Here is a 19,966-nt window from a genome sequence, read left to right on the forward strand (position 1 = left end):
TGCGAGGCGCCGTCATTTTTACTTGTGTCCATTCTTTTTGTCCTCGGCCTCACGGCGCGTCAGTTTGCGCCGGGCGTGGTCGAGTTTTTTCAACTGGTCTTTGCTCCAGATTTGGTTACGCTTGGGCTCACGCATGATAAACGGATCCGTGGAATGATTGAATTCGCGCTCTGACCGTTTAATCTCCTGATAAAACTCGCGCGACGAGATTCGCAGCGCCCCGCGAGAAAACACCGTCCATTGCTCCGCCTGATCGGAGGTCACGACAGACAGCTGCACCAACGGCCCGTTTAGGTCGTTAGCCAGCCGCTCGATATAGGAATCGGCGGTTTCATCCTGCTGGGTGAACACCACTTTGAGGTTCCATTTCGAGTAGTTCTCGCCGATGCCAGGCACGTACATCGCGTCAAACACCACAATCATGTCCGCATTTTCGTGGGCGCGGTATTCCGCCAGAATGTCCAGCAGCCGGTCCCGGGCGGCGGCAAAGTGACCGGTGGCCTTAAGCTTGGCCAGCTCAGGCCAGTTGCCGATCACGTTGTAACCGTCCACGAGCAGCAGGTGCCGGCGCATCTACTTGCCTCCGCGGCTGGTGAAGCCTTGATACATCAAGATCCCGGCCGCCACCGAGGCGTTCAGGCTCTGCACATGACCCACCATCGGAATGGTCAAGGTCGCGTCCATCAGCTTCGCCAGACCGGGGCTGATGCCCTTGCCTTCGTTGCCGATGACCAAGGCGACCTTACCCTTGGCGTTCCACTGGCGAAAGTCCTGGCCGTCCATCGCGGTGCCGAAGATCCACAGCCCCCGCTCCTTGAGCGTTTTGATGGTCTGCGCCAGGTTGGTAACCCGGGCGACTGGAACATGCTCGATCGCACCAGTCGAGACCTTCGCGACCGTGCTGGTCAGGCCGACTGCGCGGTGCTTGGGGATAATGATGCCGTCGACCCCGACCGCGTCGGCCGTGCGCAAGATCGAGCCTAGGTTTTGCGGATCCTCCAGATTATCGAGGATCACGAAAAACGGATCATGGCCGGCTGCGTGGTCAAACAGGTCATCAATGGTCACATAGGCATACGGGGCCATGGCGACCATCACACCTTGGTGATTGCCGCCGTCTGTCAGCAGGTCCAGCTTGACCTTGGGCACCTGCGAAACGAGGATTTTTTGCTTTTTCGCCTTGTCAACAATCACCCGCACGGGATCGGAGTTGAGATCCTTTTGCACGAATAGCTTGTTGATCGTTTTGTTCGACCCTTCGCGCAGGGCTTCTTCAACGGCGTGGCGGCCGAAGACAAACTCGTCCTGGTGCGTCTCATCCGTCGGTTGGTCGCGGCGCGGATCATTTTTCCGCGGGTTTGATTTGGCCATGGCCAGTGCCTCCTTCTTCTACGTAATCAATGCCCCAAAGCGCCAGCTGCTCGATCCGCTCATCCTGGTCCGTCAGCTTCAGGTAGCCGAACAGCGCCTCAAAGCCGGTCGAAATGCGGTAAGTCACCACATCGGTGTGCTTGGCGTGGGTGTAACTTTTGGCGTTGCGGCCGCGCTTGTAGTAGTCCCATTCGGTCTCAGACAGCAGCGATTGGCGCTCCATGCCGTCAATCAGCTTTGCCTGGGCCTTCGCCGACACAAACGACTTGGCCGCCTTTTGCAGCTGGTTCGGCCGCACTAAACCGCGGTCCAGCAGATGCTGGCGCACGTAGACTTCCCACACGGCATCTCCCAGGTAAGCTAAGGCGATCCCGTTCAATTGTTTTGCATCTGCGCTCATTTGCGGCGCCACCTCGTTCCTTGTGCGGTATCTTCCAGTACAATCCCCTGTGCCTGCAGCTCATCACGGATCTGGTCGCTTTTGGCAAAATCCTTGGCGGCGCGCGCGGCGTTGCGGGCGGCGATCAACGCCTCGACGTCGGCGTCCAGCAGTTCTTCCTTGAAGGTCACGCCAAAAATGACAAGCCAAGCGGCCTGCTTGGTCAGCATGCGCTGCAGGGTCGCAGCCGCCACAGTCGGCGCAGCGGCGGTTTCATTCATCAGCTTGGCCAGCTCGTACACGACGGCAAGACCATTTTGCACGTTGATGTCATCGTCCATGGCGGCAAGAAAATCAGCCTCCAGCGCATCCAGCTTGGCCTCTAGTGCCGAATCGGTGCCAGCAGCCGCGTCTTTAAGCCGGTAGCTGATGGCGTCGCGGGCGATCTTGAGGCGTTCCAAGTTGCGCCCAGCTTCCTTCAGGCCGGCCTCGGAGTAGCGAATCGGCCGGCGATACTGGGTCGATGCCATCAAAAAGCGCAGCACCTGCGGGTCAACCGTCTTCACAATGTCGTGCACCGTGATGAAGTTGCCCAGCGACTTGCTCATTTTCTCGTCGTCTTCGCCGATGGTGACAAAGCCGTTGTGCAGCCAGTAGTTGACAAACTTCTGACCGGTTTCGGCCTCGCTTTGGGCGATCTCGTTTTCGTGGTGGGGAAATTCCAGGTCCTGGCCGCCGCCGTGAATATCAATGGTCTTGCCCAGAAGTGTCGTGGACATGACTGAGCACTCAATGTGCCAACCGGGCCGCCCGGCGCCCCATGGGGAGTCCCAGGAGATCTCACCGGGTTTTGCCGCTTTCCACAAGGCAAAATCAATTGGATCCTCCTTGCGGGCGGTTTCGGCGTCGGCCACGTGCTGCGAAGCGCCTTGCTCTAGCTCGTCAACGTTCTTGTTTGATAACTCGCCGTAATGGGCAAACTTGCGGGCGCGGTAGTATACGTCGCCATCGGCCTCGTAGGCGTAGCCCTTTTTGATCAGATCAGCGACAAACGTGATGATCTCCGGGATCATTTCACTGGCGCGCGGGTGCGCCGTGGCTGGCTCAATGTTCAACTTGGCTGTGTCTTCCATGTACGCGTCAATGAAGCGCTGAGCAAGCGCTAGCGGCGCCTCGCCGGTTTCGTGTGCCGCATTGATGATTTTGTCGTCAACATCGGTGAAGTTCGAGACGTAATCCACCTTGTAGCCGCGATATTCAAAGTACCGACGAATCGTATCGAACGCAATTGCGCTTCTGGCGTTGCCGATATGAATGTAGTTGTACACCGTGGGGCCACAGACGTACATCTTGATTTCCCCAGGGACGAGCGGCTTAAACGGCTCTTTTTGCCGCGTCAATGTGTTGTATAGCTGAAGCATAAAATGGCCCCTTTCTTAGATGTGCCAAGGCAAGCTCTGCTAGCTCACCCGCTTGCCCTCGCAGCCTTCTTAGTTGCGCTCAGGCAAGCAACGCGAGCTGTTCTAGCAACGGTCAGCGGTTCGCCTGCCTTACAGACAAACCGCTGACCTAGGCTAGCCCACTCGCTAAACTCGCTTGCCTTCGCAGCCTTCTTTATTCTACGCGATAACGTCTGGGGTTACTAGCTTGCCGCCAGCGCCTGCAGGAAGACTTTGCCGTACTTTTTCAGTTTGGCCTCGCCCACGCCTTTGACGTTGAGCATTTGCGCCTCGTCTTGCGGCTGCAATAGCGCCAGTTGGCGCAGCGTGTCGTCGGAGAAAATGACGTAAGGCGGCACGTTTTGCTTTTGTGCGAGCTCATAGCGCAGTGAGCGCAGCTTCTGGAACAGCTCGTCATCCACCGCCACGCTGGCGTGAGCTTTGACGGCCTGCTTGCGTGAGACCTTAGCCGCCCCGCGCAGCACGTCCGCGCCCAGCTGGGTGACGCCCAATGTCGGGTACTGCCCGCCTTGCGCTTCCAGGTAGCCGCCGGCGGTCAGAAAATCGATAAAGCTGCTGATGTCCTTCTTGCGCATACTCGCCATCAGCCCGTAAGTGGACAATTCCGCAAAGCCAAACTGGCGGATGCGCTGATTGTTGGACCCGGCCAGCACATCGGCAACCATGCCCTTGCCAAAACGGCCATGCAGCCGCACCACGCAGGACAAGACCTTCTGTGCGGACTCGGTGACGTCCACCGCCTCGCGCGTGTCCAGGCAGTTTGAGCAGCGCCCGCACGGTTCGGAGGTTTGCCCGAAGTACCGCAGAATGAACTGCTGCAGGCAGTCGCCCGTATTGGCGTATTGGTTCATCACCTGCAACTTGCGATACTCGTTTTGCTTGTAGTCCTCATCACCGTCGCTTTGATCGATGAAAAAGCGGCGGATGCCCAAGTCGTTCGGCGCATACAGCAGGATGGCCTCGGAATCGAGCCCGTCACGCCCTGCCCGGCCGGCTTCCTGATAATAGGATTCCAGGTCGCCCGGCACCTGCGCGTGGATCACAAAGCGCACATTGCTCTTGTCGATGCCCATCCCAAACGCATTGGTCGCGACCATCACCAGCTTGCGGTCAAACAGAAAGTCCTCCTGGTTGGCATTGCGCTCAACTTCCGGCATTCCTGCGTGGTACTTGGCCACGCTAACCCCGTGGCGGTCAAGCAGCCCAAACAGCCGCTCGACTTCTTTGCGGGTGGCGCAGTACACGATGCCGCTTTGATCCTGGTTTAACTTCAGATAGTCGAGCAGGTAAGCGTCCTTATCCTGGCCCTTGACTACCTGAAAGCTGAGGTTGGGCCGGGCAAACCCGGTATTGATGAAACCGGCCTGCGGAATGCTGAGGCGCTGGCCAATGTCGTCGGCCACCCGGGTGGTCGCCGTCGCAGTCAGGGCGATCACCGTTGGGTGCGATGGCAGCTCCCGGGCACTGCGTGTCAGCTCCAGGTAACTGGGACGAAAATCGTGGCCCCACTGCGAAATGCAGTGCGCCTCGTCAACCGCCAGCAGGTCGATGCGCAAATCACCCAGCTCCTGCAAAAAGCCGCCGAGCTCTAGCCGCTCAGGCGCGACATACAGCAGCTTGTACTCGCCGCGGGCCGACAGGTCCAGCCGGTGCTCGGCCTCGCGGGAATCAACAGTTGAGTTGATGTAGGTCGCCGGGATCCCGTTGGCGTTCAGCGCGTCGACTTGGTCCTTCATCAGCGCGATGAGCGGCGACACCACGACCGTCAGCCCGGCCTGCAGCAGCGCCGGAATCTGGTAACACAGCGACTTGCCACCACCGGTTGGCATGATCACCAGCGTGTTTTCGTGATTCAGCACGCGCTGGATCGCCTGGTCTTGCCCAGGCCGAAAGTCGTCGTAGCCGAATTTTTCTTTTAGAATGCTTTGCGGAGTTGCCGCTGCCATGGTCCATCCCCCTGTTCGTATCCAACCATTTTACCCGTGAAAAGCAGCCCTGTACACCTGACAGATTTCGTGGTTGCACGCAAAAACCGCTCACCGATAGGCAAGCGGCCAAGCAAAAACTATTTTTCCAGCGCGTTGATGACGTAATCCATGTTGGCGAGAACTTTCTCGCGGCCCATCAACTCGATGGTCTCAGCCAGTTGCGGCCCGTGCATCTCGCGCGTGGTAGCAATGCGAACTGGCATGTACAACTTGCGGCCCTTCACGCCGGTCTCAAGCCGCACCTGGTAAACGGCCTGGTTGATGTAGTATGCAGAGAAGGTCGGCAAAGCGCGCAGCTTCTCTTGCGTGAGCTTGAGCACAGTCAGCGCATTGTCGTCGGCCAGCTCCTTCATGTCGGTTTCATCCAAGTCCTTCGGCTGTTCGAAGAAGATGGTGGCCAAGTCGCTGATCTGCCCAGTGTAGCTCATTTGCGGGATGTACAGGGAAATCAGCTGGCGGGCCCACTCAATGGTCGAGGGATCCGGATCCTTGGCAATCCGGCCGGCCTCGATCAGGTTGTCCACGGCCAGCGCGGTCAGCTCGTTGGGATCGGTTTTTTTGATGTACTGGTTGTTGACCCATTCGAGCTTCTTTTGGTCAAAGCGCGCCGGTGACTTGCTCAGGCGCGTTTCGTCAAAGAGCTTGATGAACTCCTTGCGGGTGAAAATCTCGTCTTCGCCCTTCGGGGACCAGCCCAGCAGCGTGATGAAGTTAAACATCGCGTCTGGCAGATAGCCGAGCTCCTTGTACTGCTCGATGAACTGCAGCACGGACTCGTCGCGCTTAGACAGCTTCTTGCCCGTGGCCCCGTTGATGATCAGGGTCATGTGACCGAAGACCGGCGGCTCCCAGCCAAAGGCCTCGTAAATCGCCATTTGCTTTGGGGTATTGGCGATGTGGTCATCCCCGCGCAGGACGTGGGAAATCTGCATCAGGTGATCATCGATGACCACGGCAAAGTTGTAAGTCGGCATCCCGTCGGCTTTTTCAATGACGAAGTCGCCGCCGATGGTGTTGCCATCAATGGAGATGTCGCCTTTAACGATGTCGTTCCACTCATACGTGTGATCGGCTGGAATGTGGAAGCGAATGACCGGTTTCAGCCCCTTGGCCTTGGCCTCGGCGATCTTGGCCTGCTTCTGGTCTTCAGTCAGGCCCTCATACTCGTAGACATAATGCGGGGCTTCGTGGGCAGCCTTTTGCGCGTCGCGGTCGGCCTGCAGCTCTTCTTCAGTCTTGTAGGACTCGTAAGCGTCCCCTTTGGCCACCAGTTCTTGGATGTACTTGTGATAAATGTCCTTGCGTTCAGACTGGCGGTACGGGCCAAAGTCGCCGCCCTTGTCAGGGCCTTCATCCCAGTCGATCCCGAGCCAGTGCAGGTTATCGATCTGGCTTTTTTCACCATCTGCAATGTTGCGCTTGGTGTCGGTGTCTTCGATCCGCAGCACCATCGTCCCGTTGTAGTGACGGGCAAACAGGTAGTTGAACAGCGCCGTGCGGGCGTTGCCGATGTGCAAGTGGCCGGTTGGACTTGGTGCGTAACGCACCCGAATTGGTCGATCTGACAAAATATGATGCCTCCATTTTTTGTGTGTCGTGTACCCGTCCCGGGTTTGCGCCCAGAACATGCATTGCTAGTGTACCACAAGGCGCTTGGCCTTTCATTTCTCCAAAATAAAAAGCCCGCGTTTTCAGCGGACTTTCCGGTTACTTTTTGGCTTTACCAGGCTTGCTAGTCGGCTTTTGCTCGTGCTTTTCATCCTCGGCTTTCAGTGACTGCTGCTGATGCGCCGGTTTAGCGAAAATCATGCGGCCCGCGGCAGTTTGAATCGCAGACGTCACGATGACCTCCAGCGGCTTGTTCATGAAGTACTGGCCGTCTTCAACCACGACCATCGTGCCGTCCTCGAGGTACGCGACCCCTTGCTGACGCTCGGTCCCAGACTTGATGACGGTGACGGTCATGCCTTCGCCAGGGATCAGGTCCGGCTTCAAGGCGTTGGCCAGCTCGTTAATGTTGAACACCGGCACGTTCTGAAACTGGGCGACCTTGTTCAGGTTGAAGTCGTTGGTGACGACCACCCCGTCCAGCATTTTCGCCAGCTTCAGGAGCTTGGAGTCGACCTCGGTCATGTCCTCGAAGTCGCCGTCGTACATTTCGACGTTGATTTCCGGGTCCTCTTTCATCGAGTTAATGATATCCAGGCCGCGCCGCCCGCGGCCGCGCTTCAAGGCGTCTGCCGAGTCAGAAATCAGCTGCAGCTCATGGACCACAAAGGTCGGGACTAGGAGCGTACCTTCCAGAAAACCGGTCTTGGCGATTGCCTGCACTCGGCCGTCAATAATGACTGACGTGTCCAGCAGCTTGTATTTGTGGAAGTTTTCGCCAGCCTTGCGATCCAGCACTGACTGGCCGCCGTCCTCTGGCTTTTTATCCCGGTTGCGCACCCCAAACAGGCGACGCCACTCCTCGCGGCGCGTGGTGCCGATGCGGAACCCGAAGTAGCCGAACACCAGCATCAAAATCAGCGGCAGAATAGTGCCTAAAGGCCCAGGAAGTCTGGAAAAGAAAATCGAAATAATGGCTGCAAACACGAGGCCAATGATGGTACCCAAACTGCCAAACAACAGGAACGATGGTGACTTTGCGTTCATGGCCTTTTCGACCTGGTCAAGCTTGCGGATGATCCAGCCGGAAAGCAGTTCCGAAAGCATCAAGAAAACCACAATGCCGATCAGGCTGTCGACGATGACGTTGTTCAGCCACGTGGTTTGGTCGAGCTTTAACAGCGCCCAAAATAGCGGCATAACGCTTGCCCCAACGCCGATCCCAATTAACGCAAACAAAATGTTGATTACACGTTTTTTCATCTCGTTCCTCCTTTCCAAGTTATTTTACAAAGACTCGGTCCAGCGCTTCGGACACGCTGGCCACGCCAATCACTTTAATTGTATCACGTGCCGGCAGCCCCTGCAGATTATTCTTTGGAATAAAAATCCGTTTGAACCCGAGTTTGGCTGCTTCCTTGATTCGGTCCTCGATCCGATTAACCCGGCGCACTTCGCCGGTCAGCCCAACCTCGCCGACAAAACAATCGGTCGGGGAAATCTCCGAGTCGCGGTACGAGCTGGCGATTGCCATCGCCATGGCCAAGTCGATAGCCGGTTCGTCCAGCCGGACCCCACCGGTCGCCTTCAGGTAAGCGTCCTGGTTTTGCAGCATCAGGTTGGCTCGCTTTTCCAGCACCGCAATGATCAACGACACGCGGTTGTGGTCAAGGCCACTGCTTGTCCGCTTGGCGTTGCCGTACATGGTGGGCGTCATCAACGCCTGGATTTCGACCAATATCGGGCGGGTTCCTTCCATCGACACGACCACCGCAGAGCCGGTGGCGTTTGGCAGCCGCTCGTCCAAGAATAATTCCGACGGGTTGGCCACCTCTGCCAGGCCGTCCTGGTGCATTTCGAAAATGCCAATCTCGTTGGTCGAGCCATAACGGTTCTTGACCGAGCGAATCATCCGGTACGTGTGGTGCATGTCCCCTTCAAAGTACAAGACGGTGTCCACCATGTGTTCGAGAATCTTTGGGCCGGCGATGGCGCCTTCCTTGGTGACATGGCCAACAATGAAAATCGTGATCTGCTCCGTCTTGGCAATCTTCATCAGCTCGGCCGTCACCTCGCGGATCTGGCTGACCGACCCGACCGCCGAGCTCATTTCCGGCACGTTCATGGTCTGCACTGAGTCGATGACGACGTAATCCGGGTGCATGTCGTCTATTGCCTGGGAAATACTCGGCATGTCGGTTTCCGGGTACAGGTACATGCCGGAATCGCCGACGCCCAGCCGGGTCGCCCTCATTTTGATTTGGGCGGCGCTTTCCTCCCCTGACACGTACAGCACTTTGGCGCCCTTGCTGGCAAGGCGGCCGGAGACCTGCGTCAGCAGCGTGGACTTGCCGATGCCGGGATCGCCACCAATCAGGATCAATGACCCGGGCACGATGCCGCCGCCGAGGACCCGGTCAAGCTCGCCAAGGTCCGTCGAGGTGCGCGGCTCGCGCTCCATGGAGACCTTGCTCATCAGCATCGGCTTGACCTGGCCGCCAGCGCTGGTGTGGCGCGGGGCCGGCGTCGCCTTGGCCGGGGCCGCGCTTTGGGTTTCTTCCACTAAAGAGTTCCAGGCCCCGCAGTTCGGGCAGCGGCCGAGAAACGTGGCCGAGATGTAACCGCAGTTCTGGCACACGTATTGCGTTTTGGTTTTGGCCATAGGCCGCCTTCTTTCTGTGCTTTAACGCCCGGTCGAACCGAATCCCGCGGTCCGCTTGGCACCGGTGCCGTTGTCTCCATCCGCCAGCAGGTACGGCATGAAGATGCCCTGACCAATCCGCTCGCCTTGTTCGATCACGACGTCGCGCGGGGAAAAATTCACCATCTGGATAAAAATTTCGCCTTCGTTAGCCGGATTCCCGTAGTAGTCCGCGTCGATCACGCCGATGCCGTTGGGAATCACCAAGCCGCGCTTGAGCGGGTTGCTGGAGCGGTTGGCCAACACCAGCACTTCATTGGGCTGCATGTAGGCCTTGACGCCAGTCGGCACCAGCAAGGGCTTCAGGATCTTGCTGGCGCGCTGCAGGTCGCCGTCAGTCAGGGGGTGTTCGTTTTTGATCAGCCGGAACAGGCGAATGAAGTCATACCGCCAGATGCTTTTCAGGACAAAGTCTTCCCGGGCAAAAAAATCGTAGCCCGCCGCGTTTTTGGTCTGCCGCTCGGGCAGCTTGACGCCGGCATTTCGATAGGCGGAAACAATCTCAAATCCTCGCGTGCGCATAGTAACCTCCATTTTGTTGAACGTGTTCTTATCATAACACCTTGGGCGTTAGCCGCCGACGTTAAAGCGGTTTCTTGGCTTAATCCTAACGAATTGCTATAATTAAGCGAAGACGAGAGGAGTGACAACATGGCTTTTGAACACGAACCAGGCCGCTATTTCATGAATGACGAAACTGGTAAGCTGATCGCTGAAGTCACCTATCAGGCCATTGATGACGGCCAAAACCTGGTCATCGACCACACCTTTGTCGATCCCGTGCTGCGCGGCCAGGGCATTGCCGGCAAACTGGTCCGCGCGGTCGTCGACGAAGCGCGCGCAACCGGCAAACAAATTGAGCCCCTTTGCACCTTTGCCCGCCACGAATTTGACACCAAGCCTGAGTACGCAGACGTGCTTCGGCCCACTCCAAGCGAATAGATCTGGACCGGCCACCGCGGTGGTCGGTTTTTTCTTGGCCCCACGGGTTCAATCTGTGAGGTGGTTATGCTAAAATGTGGAAGTCTGTTAATATTTCATCATTTTCTAATGAAAAAGGAGTGAAGTGCATATGTCAAAGGCAGTTACTGCTGAAGACCTCGCAAAGTACCAACAGGATCTCGAAAAGGCCCCCGCTTCCGCCGCGATTCAAAAGGCGGTCATGAACAATGGGGTGCTGAAGAGTGCCGAGAACACTGAAAGCCAAACCACGATGACTCAGACCTTCTCCATCGATTTGAGCACCGGCAAGGTTGCCGACCAGAAGCAGTCCGGCCGCTGCTGGATGTTTGCCGCGCTGAACACCATGCGCCACAGCATTCAAAAGCAGTTTAAGATCAAGGACTTCGAACTTTCCCAGAATTACACATTCTTCTGGGACAAGTTCGAAAAATCCAACTACTTCTATGAAAATGTCATCAAGACCGCAGATCAAGACATCGATTCACGCAAGGTGGCCTGGCTGATGGCCAACCCTCAAGGCGATGGCGGCCAGTGGGACATGCTGACGGCCCTCATCGACAAGTACGGGATCGTGCCGAAGTCTGTGATGCCTGAAACGTACTCCTCCAGCAAGTCCAACGAAATGAATTCGGTGCTCAACCTGAAGCTGCGCAAAGACGCTGTCACCCTTCGCAAGCTGGTTGCAGATAAAGCTTCAGAGGCCGACATCGAATCAGCCAAGGACAAGATGTTGTCCGAAGACTACCGGATCCTGGCTTACACGCTGGGCGTGCCGCCGACCAAGTTCGATTTCGAGTACCGCGACGATGACAAGAACTACCACATCGACCGCGACTTGACCCCGAAGGCCTTCTTCGCCAAGTACGTTGGCTGGGACACCGACGCTTACCAGTCCCTGATCAATGGCCCGACTGCCGACAAGCCGTTTAACCACCTGTACACCGTCGAGATGCTCGGCAATGTGGTCGGCGGCCGTGAAGTGCGTCACTTTAACGTCACCTCTGAAGAGATGAAGCGGCTGGCCATCAAACAGCTTGAAGCCGGCGAAACAGTCTGGTTCGGCTCTGATGTCGGCAAGTCTTCCGATAGCAAACTTGGTATCATGGATCCAAAGCTGTACGACAAGAACGCCCTGTTCAACACGAGCTTTGACATGACCAAAGCAGAGCGCCTGGACTACGGCGAAAGCTTGATGACCCACGCGATGGTCCTGACTGGCGTTGACATCGTTGACGGCAAGCCAACCAAGTGGAAGGTCGAAAACTCCTGGGGCGAAAAGGCCGGCCAAAATGGCTACTTTGTCGCTTCCGATGAGTGGTTCTCCGAATTTGTTTACCAAGTCGTCGTGAACAAGAAGTACCTGTCCGCCGACGAGCAGACGACAATCAAGGCTGAATACGATAACCCAACCGTCCTGAAGCCATGGGATCCAATGGGTGCGCTGGCTTCCAAGTAAGCCTTAGCCATCAAAAAGCTGCAAGCACATCGCGTGCTTGCAGCTTTTCTTTACCTCAAAATCGCTTAAACCGGCAAAATGTCCTTGCTGACAATGCCGAGCCGTTCATCCATGGTGTACACGATCGGCTGCGCGTTTGCGACCTCGACCTGATCGATCCCAGCGTCTGAGATTTGCTCCAGGTACTTGATCAAGGCTCGCAGCGTCGACCCATGGGCGACCACCAGCTGGTTTTTCCCCGCCAGCAACCGGGGCGCAATTTCATCCAGCCAGTATGGAATTAATCGGCGCTCGGCGTCCTGCAGGCTTTCGCCGCGCGGAATGATCGTCACCGGAAAATTCTGGTAAGCCCGACTGCGCCGCGGCTGGGCGAGCAGCGGCGGCCGGTTGGAAAAGCTCCGCCGCCAGCTGGCCACCTGCGCCTTGCCGAACAGCTCGCGGGTCTTGTCCTTGTTCAGCCCGCGCAGCGCCCCGTAATGCCGTTCATTGAGCCGCCAGGACTTGGTGATCGGCAGCCAGTTCTGGTCGATTTCCTCCTGGACCAGGTACGCGGTTTGAATGGCCCGCTTCAGCACCGACGTGTGGACGTGGCCGAACGGCAGGGAGAGTTTGGCCAGCGCCTGACCGGCCGTCCGAGCCTGCTGAACGCCCAGCGCAGTCAGCGGGACATCCGACCAGCCGGTGTATGTGTTCGAAAAATTGGCGGCACTTTCGCCGTGGCGGATCAACACTAATTTAACCATTGTGACCTCCGTATTTTCCCAGTATACCATTTTCGGAAAACAGTCGAAAATACTGGTATATGAGAATACAATTAGATATACTTATTTGTATCTAATTCACTTGGGGGCTTGGCCATGGCAATCTGGGTACCGGGAACGATCACATCACGCATTCAGCCTGATCTCGCACTGGCGATCGATCGCGGCGTCGCGCTGGACATCGGCAACGAAAGTTTCGAGTGGCACATTACCAGCAACGATGACCTTCTTCCAACCGATCAAACCAATCTGATCATCAGCGTCGCCGAAACCGTCGACCCGCTGCTGGTACCGCACGACCTCACCCTGCACACCACTGTGAAAACCGGCGTTGGTCTAGGGGCATCGTTGGCGGCAACCATGCTGGGAATCGAGCTGGCGGCGACGCTGGGCGACAAACCGGTGCCGCTCAGTCGCAAGCTCGAGGTGGCCGACTTTTTTGAGCCCAACCGTGCCGCAATTGAGGCCACGCTATACGGCGGCTGTCTGGTGTTTAACGGCCCGAAAAACGTGTTGAACTTCGGCACCGAGCTGGTGCAAGGCGCCATCTACCTCCCTGACAAAGTCGTAGACACCCCTGTGCCACCAGAGCCCGCCAAAACTTCGGCCACCGCGCAGGCAGTGATGAATGCAATGATGAGCGCAGACGGCGACTGGCTGGATCAGCACTTTCCGCTGCGCGAGCAGGTCACCGAAGACTATTTCCCACACGCCGAAATGGTGGCCCGCGCCGTGCGGGCGGCCGGCGGCTTCACCACCTTTGTCTCCGCCAACGGCCCGGCGCTGGTGTGCCTGGCCGAAACGCGCCAGACGGACTTTTTCCCCCAGCTGCAGCGGCGGCTGACCGCGGGCAGTGTCGCGCCGTTCCACCTTTCCCGCAAAGGGATCTCGCGCATCTGACCACCAAAAAGCCGGGCCTTTTTCAGGCCCGGCTTTCGGTTTGCTAATGGTTGTCCTTGTAGGCGTCAACGGTATCGTTAAACTTATCCGCAGCCTTCTCGGTGAGGTCGTCAGTGGTATCTTTTGCCTTGCGCTTGGCGTCGTCAATTTTGTCTTTGGCCTCGCCCTTCAGTCCTTGCGCCTTACCCTTGGCCTCCAGCTTTTCGTTGCCGGTAGCCTTGCCGGCGGTTTCTTTCACCTTGCCGACGACTTTGTCCTTCATTGCATCAAAATCTGCCATAACTATCCCTCCTTCTTGGTGTAAATTAAGTATACCAAGACTAGGTTGTGTGCGTCCAATCAGACGACTTACGGCAAAAAAAATAGGCCTAACGCCTACTTCTTTGTCGTCTTGGATGACCGGTTGTTGCGACCCGTCGGCTCCTCGGGAGCTGGCGGTTCAACGGCCTGGCCGTCTTTTTTGATGTCTTTGTAGTTAACGACGGTACGATTCTTGAGGTCGTCAACGACTTCTTTGTCCGCCTTGTTGAACGAATCGATTGTCAGCAAGGCCGCGTTGGCATATAACTTTTCCACGGTGCCTGTGAAACTCAGTGGCACTTGTTTGCTTTTTTTAACGTCGACTGTCTCGCCGACCGTGATCACTTGGGCCAAAAAAGTTCCCCCTTCTGCCGTGCAACGTTAGGTAACGTTACTTATTATAGCATAGTTGGCCCGCCTGCGTCCGGTCAGCCCGCCGCCTCTTCCACCTCCGGTTCGGGCTCTGGCTCGCCAGCCTTGAGAATGGTCATTCTTTTCAGGGCGATCACGCTTTGAAATAACAGGTCGCGCGCATTCATCTGGTCGCGCGGATCGAACTCGTCGATGGTCACCCATGCCGAATTCTCATAGCGCTTGACCACGGTGCCGATAAACTCATGCTCCATATTGCCGTTGGCCTGGCAGCGCACCACTGCCCCCTTTGTCACGGTCGTCGTCATGTAACCGCCTCCATTTGTTTTTGATAAGGTGAGTATATACTATTTATTTTCTTATAGTCAACATAAATGATTAATTATTTTAAAGAAACTGCCGTTATGCATGAACGGTTCGAACCCTTCCTGATAAATCCTGTCTTAGCAGTCTTCGATGACCCTCTGTGCAGACTAAAAAAGCCATCAGGTCGCAAACCCAGATGGCGAAAAAATTGTTTTCAGCTGTATACGATTGTCTGCACCTGCTTGGCGATTTCGGCGATTTGAGAAAAGTCCTGGTAACTGCCGTTGTCTGTCATAATCACCAGCAGGTACCGGTCGCCGGCAGGCGTCGTGACGATCCCGGCATCGTTGTCGGTGCTGCCGAGCCAGCCGACCTTGTCCTGCACCACGCTGCCAGCGGCCACCGTGCTTGCAGCCGCGGGAATCCCGGTTCGGTAGATTTGCTTACCCATCGCGGTCAGCAGCTTTTGCCGCAGGGCCGCATCAGCGAACGGCCCGGTCCCTTGCGCAATCGCCTTGAGCATCGTCATCAGGTCACTGGCTGTCGTGCTCGCGGCCGTACCGGGTCGGAAGACATACCCCGTGCCCAGCGTGGCAAAGTAACTGTTCAAGGTCGCCGCCCCACTTTGCGCCAGCACAGTTTCGGCGTAGTCGTTTTCAGAATTCACGATCATTCGCTGAAATCCGTTCTCGTCCGTCGCGGTCCAGGTCTTAGCCCCCGTTTCCACCTCGTGGAACAGCCACGCGGTGATGAACAGCTTGAAGGTCGAAGCGGCCACCATGCGCTGATTACCATTGACCGCAGTCGCCAAGTTTCCTGGCTGATAAACTGCCGCGTCACTGGCTTTGGCCGCTGCACTGCCGGCCACTGGGGCCAGATTGTAGAAACTGACCGCCACGTGCCCGTTTTGCGTGACCTGCTTCAGATACAGCGCGAGTTGTTTTTTGAGTTGGCTGGTTTTGGCGGCGATCTGAGCGGCACTCAAGCGCGGTGCCGCCGCTTGGGCTGCCGTCTTGGTTGGTGCCTTGGCCGCGGCTTTGCCGGTAGCGGCGGTCCGCTTCGGACTGGCCTTTTGCCTGGTGGCCGGACCGGCCGCATCGGCACCATCATCATTTAGCGCGTTCACGGTCAGGCTGATCACCAGCCCCAGAGCCAGGAGACAGGCCAAAGCGAACGGAATGAGCCGATTCCAGCGCGGCTTGCGTCCTTTGAATTCTCGCATTAACTTCACTACTTTCCCCGCATTTATCTTTTAAATCATACTGCTTGTCTGTGAATATTGTTAGACTTAAATAAACATTTTTCACAGAATCAGGGAAACGGCACCCCCTTTCTTTGCAGAAGTACCTGTTTAATGCGCCTGCAACCGCCTCCACCATGCGCGATACTCAGAAAAATGGGAGGTGTGCCATGACATTGGAAAACTGGCTTTGGGTACTTGCGTTTGTGGCGGTGCTGATCGCCGTGGCAGTCATTTCCGCCGTACACGCGCACATCGCCCTGCGCAACCGCCTTTTGCGCAGTTGGGGCGAGCTCCCGGAACGCACCAGCCGCGATAGCGAAGACAGCCTAAAGGAGGCCTACCTGGCCTCTTCCAAACTCCGACCAACCACCAGCGTCGTGGACGACCTGACCTGGCATGACTTGGACCTGATGCACGTGTTTCGCCTGCTGAATCAAACCGAGTCCAGTGTCGGGGCCGAAGCGCTGTACGCCAAGCTGCGCGGCTTTGACCTCGGCCAACCGAACGTCGACGAGCAGCTGATTGCTTTTTTTGCGGGTGATCAGGTTGCCCGCATGAAGGTGCGCACGGCGTTTGCCAGGCTTGGCAAGCTGGATCATAACCAGTCCCAGAACTACCTGCTCAGCACCACTTCAGGCGTGTTGGCCAACGTGTGGCGCTACCGGCTGCTTGGCCTGCTGCCGCTGTTCGGGCTGCTGCTGGCGCTCATCCTGCCCTTTGCCGGCCTGCTGGTCACAATCGGGAGCCTCATTTTTAACGTCATCTACTACGAGCTCAAGAAAGAGGCCCTGACGCTGGAACTCAACGCAATGCGTTACCTGGTCCAAACCATTACCACGGCGGGGGCGCTGGTCAAGGTGACCACCCCCAAACAGGCCGCCCTGCAGCAGGCGCTGCGCCCGTTGGCCGGCATTTCTCGCCACGCCTTCACCTTCCGGGCCAAAAGCGGCTCGATGGCTGACCTGATTACCGACTATATCAGTTTCATGTTCATGCTGCCGTTTATCGCCTATAACTACGTGCTGCGGACACTGCGCCTCAACAAACAGGCCGCCCTTGACCTGTGGGCGGTAATGGGCGATTTGGAAGTTGCCATCGCCATCGCAAACTTCCGCCTGGCCATGCCCGGTACGTGCACGCCGACCTTCAAAGATGGCGGCGTTTCCGCCACGGCGCTGCGCCATCCCCTGCTGGATGCGGCGGTCCCCAATGACGTCAGCTGGCATCAAACCGCACTGATCACCGGCTCCAATGCCTCGGGCAAATCGACCTACGTCAAAAGTGTGGCGATCAACCTGCTGCTTGCGCAAACAATCAACACTGCCACCGCCAAAACGTTTGCTTGCACCCCCGGCCATGTGGTCACGGCCATGGCGGTGCAAGACGACATTGCCGCCGGGGATTCGTACTTCATCGCGGAGATCAAGGCCATTCAGCGCCTGCTCAACTTGGTGGCCAAGGGTGAACGCGTTTACGGCTTTATCGACGAAATCCTCAAAGGCACCAATACGGTGGAGCGCATCGCCGCCTCGGCTGCAGTTGTGCAGTGGCTGAACCAGACCAATGCTCTGACCATGGTGGCCACGCATGACAGCGAGCTTTCTGGGATTTTAGCCGGACAAGTCGTCGACTGGCACTTCCAGGAAACCGTAGACCAGGCCGGTGTCCACTTTGACTACCGACTGCGCCAAGGCCCCGCCACCTCGCACAACGCGATTGCCCTGCTGCAGGCCATGCATTATCCAGCTAGTATCACCGAGGAGGCGCAACGCCTCGCCCACGCTTTCGAACAATCCCGCACCTGGCCAACTCTCTAAAAAGTCGCAGCAGAGCCGCGTCGCCCAATGGGCGATTGGCCTGCTGCGACTTTTTGGGTATGTCACTCTCGAATCTGCCCGGCGCCGCGGATCTGATACTTGGTTGTGGTGAGTGCACTGAGGCCCATCGGCCCCCGGGCGTGCAGCTTTTGCGTGCTGATGCCGATTTCGGCGCCAAAACCAAATTCTTGGCCGTCCGTGAAGCGGGTCGAGGCGTTGACGTACACGCAGGCTGCGTCCACCTGGTTTAAGAACTGCTCCCCGGCCGCGTAATCACCGGTCACAATGGTCTCGGAATGCTTGGTGTTGTGCGCGTTGATGTGCGCTATAGCAACGGCTTCAGAGTCCACCACCTTGATTGCCATGATCAAGTCGTTGTATTCGGTGTCCCAGTCTTCAGCTGTGGCTGGCGTCATGCTGGGCACGATTGCGCAAGAGGCCGCATCGCCGCGCAGCGCAACCCCGTGGCGCTGCAGTTCCTGCGCCAAAACCGGCAGGTAAGCTTCAGCGACCGCCCGGTGGATCAGCAGTTTTTCCGCGGCGTTGCAGACGCTCGGCCGCTGCACCTTGGCGTTGACCACAATGGCCGTCGCCATGGCCAGATCCGCGGCCCGATCGACGTAGATGTGGCAGTTGCCAGCGCCGGTTTCGATCACCGGCACCGTTGCTTCTTGGACCACTGCCCGAATCAAGCCGGCCCCGCCGCGCGGAATCAGAACGTCGATGTAGTCTGTCAGGTGCATCATCTGCGAAGCCAGCGCCCGGCTCGGGTCTGCGATCACCTGCACGGCCTCAGCCGGCAGGCCGGCCGCGTGCAGCGCTTGCTGCAGCACCTTGGCCAGGGCAATATTTGAGTGCAGGGCCTCCTTGCCGCCGCGCAGGATCACGGCGTTGCCACTTTTCAGCGTCAACCCGGCCGCATCGACGGTGACGTTTGGCCGCGCCTCGTAGATCATGCCAACCACCCCGAGCGGGACCCGCTGCTGGACGATGAACAGGCCTGCGTCAGTGCGCCAGCCCTTGTCGGCTTTTTCCGTCGGGTCATCAAGCGCAGCAACGGCACGCAGTCCGGAAGCCATGTCTGCCACGCGCGCCGGCGTCAGGTTCAAGCGGTCGGTGAACTTGGCTGGCAGCTCGCTTGCCGCCGCCAAATCTGCGGCATTGGCCTCAAGAATCTCCGGCGTGGCCGCCTCCAAAGCCGTCGCCATTTTAAGCAGGGCGGCATTCTTCGCGGCGGCAGTCAGCTGTGAAAGCTGCTGCGCGGCGGTCTGCGCCGCCTGCCCCATTTGAATTAAATCGGTCATGATTGTCCCTCCTTTATGCCAAACCAAGTGCCAACTGGCGCTCCTTCGAGGACCTTCAGCACGATCCGTGGGTCCGCCCCCGAGCACAGCACCATCTGCTTGCCGGCGGCCATCATGGTGCGCGCGGCGTTCAGCTTAGTCACCATGCCGCCGGTACCAAAGCGCGAGCCCGCCCCGCTCGCCTGGGCCTGACCCAACGCTGCGGGGTCGGCCACCACGGGGATCAGCATCGCTTCGGGGTGTTGCTTGGGGTTTTGAGCATACAGCCCGGCAATGTCAGACAGCACGATCAGCATGTCGGCATCGATCGAGGTCGCCACCAGCGCCGAGAGCTGATCGTTATCGCCAAACGTGGTTTTGTGATCCAGCTCGTCGGTGGCCACCGAGTCATTTTCGTTGATGATTGGAATCACGTTCTTGGCCAGCAGCGCGGCAATCGTATCGAGCACATGCCGGCGCGACTCGGGAAAATCGAACACATCGTGGGTCAGCAGCAGCTGCGCAATACTGGCCCCGTAATCGGTGAAGCGCTCGCCGTACAGTCGCATCAGGCTGCTTTGACCAATCGCCGCCAGGGCTTGCTGCTCCGCAATTGCGGCCGGCCGGGTCTGCAGGTGCTGGGCCGCCAGCCCGACCCCGATCGCCCCGGAAGTGACCAGAATCACTTCTGTGCCGGCGTTATTCATGGCCGAAAGCGCGTAGGCCAAGCGGTCAATCGTCTGCAGATTGACCCGCCCGCTGTCGTGGATCAAGCTGCTGGTGCCGATTTTGACCACCACCCGGCGGCCGGTTGCTCGTGTTTCACTCATTCGAAGCCCTCCTAAACAAAAAAGCACCGCTTCGTCGAGGCACCCATCACTGGGCGGTACCATCCTCGTTCGAAGCAGCGCTTCACACTTTTGCTCTGTCTATTAAAAAATTGCGAACTGCGAGCCGGATTCGCGGACCAGGCTGGCCTTTCAGTCAAGGGCCAACTTCCTGTGCGCCGCTACTTGTATCGCAGGGTTGTCGTCAGTTTAGCAGGCAGCCTCAGACTT

General features: G+C 57.7%; 20 protein-coding genes. 4 read left to right on the plus strand and 16 right to left on the minus strand.

The window, feature by feature from the left end; translation table 11 throughout:
- Positions 1–18: 18 nt before the first annotated feature.
- The 9 genes from JUE30_RS04450 to JUE30_RS04490 all read right to left on the minus strand — a co-directional run bounded on the left by JUE30_RS04450 (position 19) and on the right by JUE30_RS04490 (position 10,029).
- Entirely contained in the window at positions 19–573 is a 555-nt protein-coding gene (locus JUE30_RS04450; protein ID WP_203623804.1) for an NYN domain-containing protein, read from the minus strand.
- Positions 574–1,371 (minus strand): 23S rRNA (guanosine(2251)-2'-O)-methyltransferase RlmB, encoded by a 798-nt coding sequence (gene rlmB, locus JUE30_RS04455; protein ID WP_203623805.1) that lies wholly within the window; start codon positions 1,369–1,371, stop codon positions 574–576. It abuts the gene before it with no gap.
- Positions 1,343–1,771 carry a Mini-ribonuclease 3 gene (locus tag JUE30_RS04460; RefSeq protein WP_203623806.1) on the minus strand — a complete coding sequence of 143 codons (429 nt, stop codon included), beginning with the start codon at positions 1,769–1,771 and terminating at the stop codon, positions 1,343–1,345. Before JUE30_RS04460 ends, rlmB begins: the two co-directional genes overlap by 29 nt.
- Complete coding sequence (gene cysS / locus JUE30_RS04465; protein WP_203623807.1) at positions 1,768–3,171, minus strand: cysteine--tRNA ligase; 1,404 nt, start codon at positions 3,169–3,171, stop codon at positions 1,768–1,770. Before cysS ends, JUE30_RS04460 begins: the two co-directional genes overlap by 4 nt.
- Before the next feature lie 221 nt (positions 3,172–3,392).
- Complete coding sequence (recQ, locus tag JUE30_RS04470; protein ID WP_203623808.1) at positions 3,393–5,156, minus strand: DNA helicase RecQ; 1,764 nt, start codon at positions 5,154–5,156, stop codon at positions 3,393–3,395.
- Between the two features lie 119 nt (positions 5,157–5,275).
- Positions 5,276–6,766, minus strand: a complete 1,491-nt coding sequence (gene gltX / locus JUE30_RS04475) for a glutamate--tRNA ligase (protein WP_203623809.1) — start codon at positions 6,764–6,766, stop codon at positions 5,276–5,278.
- A gap of 139 nt (positions 6,767–6,905) precedes the next feature.
- Positions 6,906–8,069: a PIN/TRAM domain-containing protein gene (locus tag JUE30_RS04480; RefSeq protein WP_203623810.1), complete on the minus strand. Its 1,164-nt coding sequence runs from the start codon at positions 8,067–8,069 to the stop codon at positions 6,906–6,908.
- Positions 8,070–8,088: 19 nt separating this feature from the next.
- Positions 8,089–9,468 (minus strand): DNA repair protein RadA, encoded by a 1,380-nt coding sequence (gene radA, locus JUE30_RS04485; protein WP_203623811.1) that lies wholly within the window; start codon positions 9,466–9,468, stop codon positions 8,089–8,091.
- A 21-nt stretch (positions 9,469–9,489) separates the two neighbouring features.
- Entirely contained in the window at positions 9,490–10,029 is a 540-nt protein-coding gene (locus JUE30_RS04490; RefSeq protein WP_125755860.1) for a dUTP diphosphatase, read from the minus strand.
- 129 nt (positions 10,030–10,158) lie between these two features.
- On the opposite strand from JUE30_RS04490, the gene JUE30_RS04495 reads away from it, so the two are divergent.
- Both JUE30_RS04495 and JUE30_RS04500 read left to right on the plus strand, forming a co-directional pair.
- Positions 10,159–10,449, plus strand: coding sequence for a GNAT family N-acetyltransferase (locus JUE30_RS04495; protein WP_125755862.1), 291 nt, complete (start codon positions 10,159–10,161; stop codon positions 10,447–10,449).
- A gap of 130 nt (positions 10,450–10,579) precedes the next feature.
- Positions 10,580–11,926, plus strand: a complete 1,347-nt coding sequence (locus JUE30_RS04500; RefSeq protein ID WP_203623812.1) for an aminopeptidase C — start codon at positions 10,580–10,582, stop codon at positions 11,924–11,926.
- A gap of 65 nt (positions 11,927–11,991) precedes the next feature.
- Here the strand turns inward: JUE30_RS04500 and JUE30_RS04505 are convergent, their stop codons facing one another.
- Positions 11,992–12,669, minus strand: a complete 678-nt coding sequence (locus JUE30_RS04505; RefSeq protein ID WP_203623813.1) for a 2,3-diphosphoglycerate-dependent phosphoglycerate mutase — start codon at positions 12,667–12,669, stop codon at positions 11,992–11,994.
- Between the two features lie 114 nt (positions 12,670–12,783).
- Here JUE30_RS04505 and JUE30_RS04510 point away from each other — a divergent pair, with 114 nt between their 5' ends.
- The gene (locus JUE30_RS04510) at positions 12,784–13,587 is read left to right on the plus strand and encodes a hypothetical protein (RefSeq protein ID WP_203623814.1); all 804 of its coding nucleotides are present in this window, start codon (positions 12,784–12,786) and stop codon (positions 13,585–13,587) included.
- A 43-nt stretch (positions 13,588–13,630) separates the two neighbouring features.
- On the opposite strand, the gene JUE30_RS04515 is transcribed toward JUE30_RS04510, so the two are convergent.
- From JUE30_RS04515 to JUE30_RS04530, 4 genes are all read right to left on the minus strand, one after another.
- Positions 13,631–13,867, minus strand: a complete 237-nt coding sequence (locus JUE30_RS04515) for a CsbD family protein (RefSeq protein WP_125755869.1) — start codon at positions 13,865–13,867, stop codon at positions 13,631–13,633.
- A 95-nt stretch (positions 13,868–13,962) separates the two neighbouring features.
- Positions 13,963–14,241, minus strand: a complete 279-nt coding sequence (locus tag JUE30_RS04520) for a hypothetical protein (protein WP_125755871.1) — start codon at positions 14,239–14,241, stop codon at positions 13,963–13,965.
- A gap of 74 nt (positions 14,242–14,315) precedes the next feature.
- Positions 14,316–14,567, minus strand: coding sequence for a hypothetical protein (locus JUE30_RS04525; RefSeq protein ID WP_125755873.1), 252 nt, complete (start codon positions 14,565–14,567; stop codon positions 14,316–14,318).
- 212 nt (positions 14,568–14,779) lie between these two features.
- Positions 14,780–15,787: a serine hydrolase gene (locus tag JUE30_RS04530; protein WP_203623815.1), complete on the minus strand. Its 1,008-nt coding sequence runs from the start codon at positions 15,785–15,787 to the stop codon at positions 14,780–14,782.
- A gap of 188 nt (positions 15,788–15,975) precedes the next feature.
- Between JUE30_RS04530 and JUE30_RS04535 the strand changes: the two genes are divergently transcribed.
- Positions 15,976–17,625, plus strand: a complete 1,650-nt coding sequence (locus tag JUE30_RS04535; RefSeq protein ID WP_203623816.1) for a DNA mismatch repair protein MutS — start codon at positions 15,976–15,978, stop codon at positions 17,623–17,625.
- Between the two features lie 62 nt (positions 17,626–17,687).
- On the opposite strand, the gene JUE30_RS04540 is transcribed toward JUE30_RS04535, so the two are convergent.
- Entirely contained in the window at positions 17,688–18,929 is a 1,242-nt protein-coding gene (locus tag JUE30_RS04540; protein ID WP_203623817.1) for a glutamate-5-semialdehyde dehydrogenase, read from the minus strand.
- Positions 18,926–19,738: a glutamate 5-kinase gene (gene proB / locus JUE30_RS04545; RefSeq protein WP_203623818.1), complete on the minus strand. Its 813-nt coding sequence runs from the start codon at positions 19,736–19,738 to the stop codon at positions 18,926–18,928. Before proB ends, JUE30_RS04540 begins: the two co-directional genes overlap by 4 nt.
- Between the last annotated feature and the right edge of the window lie 228 nt (positions 19,739–19,966).

It is taken from the genome of Lacticaseibacillus sp. 866-1, from assembly GCF_016861825.1.
Taxonomy (GTDB): domain Bacteria; phylum Bacillota; class Bacilli; order Lactobacillales; family Lactobacillaceae; genus Lacticaseibacillus.

Bases quoted from the DNA above. Each gene is read 5' to 3' on its own strand.
- JUE30_RS04450 (WP_203623804.1), bottom strand. From the start codon at position 573: ATGCGCCGGCACCTGCTGCTCGTGGACGGTTACAACGTGATCGGCAAC.
- rlmB (WP_203623805.1), bottom strand. From the start codon at position 1,371: ATGGCCAAATCAAACCCGCGGAAAAATGATCCGCGCCGCGACCAACCG.
- JUE30_RS04460 (WP_203623806.1), bottom strand. From the start codon at position 1,771: ATGAGCGCAGATGCAAAACAATTGAACGGGATCGCCTTAGCTTACCTG.
- cysS (WP_203623807.1), bottom strand. From the start codon at position 3,171: ATGCTTCAGCTATACAACACATTGACGCGGCAAAAAGAGCCGTTTAAG.
- recQ (WP_203623808.1), bottom strand. From the start codon at position 5,156: ATGGCAGCGGCAACTCCGCAAAGCATTCTAAAAGAAAAATTCGGCTAC.
- JUE30_RS04480 (WP_203623810.1), bottom strand. From the start codon at position 8,069: ATGAAAAAACGTGTAATCAACATTTTGTTTGCGTTAATTGGGATCGGC.
- radA (WP_203623811.1), bottom strand. From the start codon at position 9,468: ATGGCCAAAACCAAAACGCAATACGTGTGCCAGAACTGCGGTTACATC.
- JUE30_RS04490 (WP_125755860.1), bottom strand. From the start codon at position 10,029: ATGCGCACGCGAGGATTTGAGATTGTTTCCGCCTATCGAAATGCCGGC.
- JUE30_RS04495 (WP_125755862.1), top strand. From the start codon at position 10,159: ATGGCTTTTGAACACGAACCAGGCCGCTATTTCATGAATGACGAAACT.
- JUE30_RS04500 (WP_203623812.1), top strand. From the start codon at position 10,580: ATGTCAAAGGCAGTTACTGCTGAAGACCTCGCAAAGTACCAACAGGAT.
- JUE30_RS04505 (WP_203623813.1), bottom strand. From the start codon at position 12,669: ATGGTTAAATTAGTGTTGATCCGCCACGGCGAAAGTGCCGCCAATTTT.
- JUE30_RS04510 (WP_203623814.1), top strand. From the start codon at position 12,784: ATGGCAATCTGGGTACCGGGAACGATCACATCACGCATTCAGCCTGAT.
- JUE30_RS04515 (WP_125755869.1), bottom strand. From the start codon at position 13,867: ATGGCAGATTTTGATGCAATGAAGGACAAAGTCGTCGGCAAGGTGAAA.
- JUE30_RS04525 (WP_125755873.1), bottom strand. From the start codon at position 14,567: ATGACGACGACCGTGACAAAGGGGGCAGTGGTGCGCTGCCAGGCCAAC.
- JUE30_RS04530 (WP_203623815.1), bottom strand. From the start codon at position 15,787: ATGCGAGAATTCAAAGGACGCAAGCCGCGCTGGAATCGGCTCATTCCG.
- JUE30_RS04535 (WP_203623816.1), top strand. From the start codon at position 15,976: ATGACATTGGAAAACTGGCTTTGGGTACTTGCGTTTGTGGCGGTGCTG.
- JUE30_RS04540 (WP_203623817.1), bottom strand. From the start codon at position 18,929: ATGACCGATTTAATTCAAATGGGGCAGGCGGCGCAGACCGCCGCGCAG.
- proB (WP_203623818.1), bottom strand. From the start codon at position 19,738: ATGAGTGAAACACGAGCAACCGGCCGCCGGGTGGTGGTCAAAATCGGC.